Source organism: Micromonospora sp. NPDC047620 (assembly GCF_043205005.1).
Classification (GTDB): Bacteria; Actinomycetota; Actinomycetes; order Mycobacteriales; family Micromonosporaceae; genus Micromonospora.
In genome coordinates, this window is sequence record NZ_JBIDDG010000123.1 from 1 (window position 1) to 1,317 (window position 1,317).

The 1,317-nt window shown below is 62.5% G+C and carries 2 protein-coding genes; both read left to right on the forward strand.

Annotation, left to right across the window (positions count from 1 at the left end; all coding sequences use genetic code 11):
• Nucleotides 1-783: 2OG-Fe(II) oxygenase (locus ACGF5C_RS34625; RefSeq protein ID WP_393308618.1), on the forward strand; the 783-nt coding region annotated here is incomplete at its 5' end.
• Nucleotides 784-906: 123 nt separating this feature from the next.
• Nucleotides 907-1,317: lysophospholipid acyltransferase family protein (locus ACGF5C_RS34630; protein WP_393308619.1), on the forward strand; the 411-nt coding region annotated here is incomplete at its 3' end.

Here is a 1,317-nt window from a genome sequence, read left to right on the forward strand (position 1 = left end):
GCACGGGGTTGTTCTGTCGAATCGGTAGTCGAATCGATGGTCAGGGGTGGATTCGACAAGGATGTGGCCTCGGCGGCGGTGCGTGCCGTGCTGGCGGGAGAGGCCCCAGGCTCTTCGTCCTACGAGTACGACACGTGTCCCGTTTCGCCGGATCCAATTGTTCACGCGCACGACCGCGAGATCTACTCCTTATTGCGGGTGGAGCGGCCGCAGCTGATTCTGTTCGGCAATGTGCTCTCCGCCGACGAATGCGATCAGGTGATCGAGCTGTCCCAAGGCAAATTGCAACGGTCCACGATCGTCGACCCCGAAACCGGGCATACGGAGACGATTCAGAATCGCTCCAGCGAAGGCACATATTTCACGTTGTCCGAGAACCCATTGATCGACCGACTCGATCGGCGAATCTCCGCCCTGATGAACTGGCCATTGGAAAACGGCGAGGGACTGCAAATTCTGCGGTACGGGGTCGGGGGCGAGTACCGTCCCCATTTTGACTACTTTCCACCGGACCAACCGGGGCACGCCGCTCATCTCGTTCGCGGCGGACAGCGCACGGCAACACTCCTGGTATATCTCAACGACGTCGAACGCGGCGGGGAAACTGTCTTTCCCGAGGCAGACATTTCGATTTCCCCACGCAAAGGCAATGCCGTTTATTTCCGATACTTCAATAACATCGGACAGCTCGACCCGGTCACAAAGCACGCCGGAGCGCCGGTCCTCGCCGGCGAAAAATGGATCATGACCAAGTGGATGCGCCGCTACCCCTATTCTGGTTGAGATGCGGATTGATCGCGCACACGCCACCGGTAGCCGGTCCCCGCCGGCGCACGACAGCGGGGCCCGAACATGTCGGTGTCGCGTGGGAGAATCGACTCCGTTCGTTGGAATCGGGGGGTGGAAATGAACGAGCAATCCGGGCGTCGGCGCGAGCAATCCGGGCGTCGGCCCAAGGGGCTGGGGAAGCGGGCATGGCTCACCACGCAGTTCGTGCGGCGAATTCTGCGCACGCTGGCGTGGTCGAATGTCGTGCGCGTCACCGTGACGGGGCGAGAGCTGGTGCCGAAGTCGGGGCCGGTGATCGTGGCGAGCAATCACATCTCGATGCTGGACGCGGTATTCCTGTGGGGAGCGTTGCGGCGCAGGGCAATTGCCATCGCGATGGCCGAGCTGTGGTCGTGGCCGGTGGTCGGGTGGCTGGTGCGGCGCCTGGGGCATATTCCGGTGGTGCGGCGCGACAGTGTGTCCGGGCAGTCGGCGATGGCGCAGGCGGAACAGATTCTGCGGCACGGCGGCGTGCTGATCATCTATCCC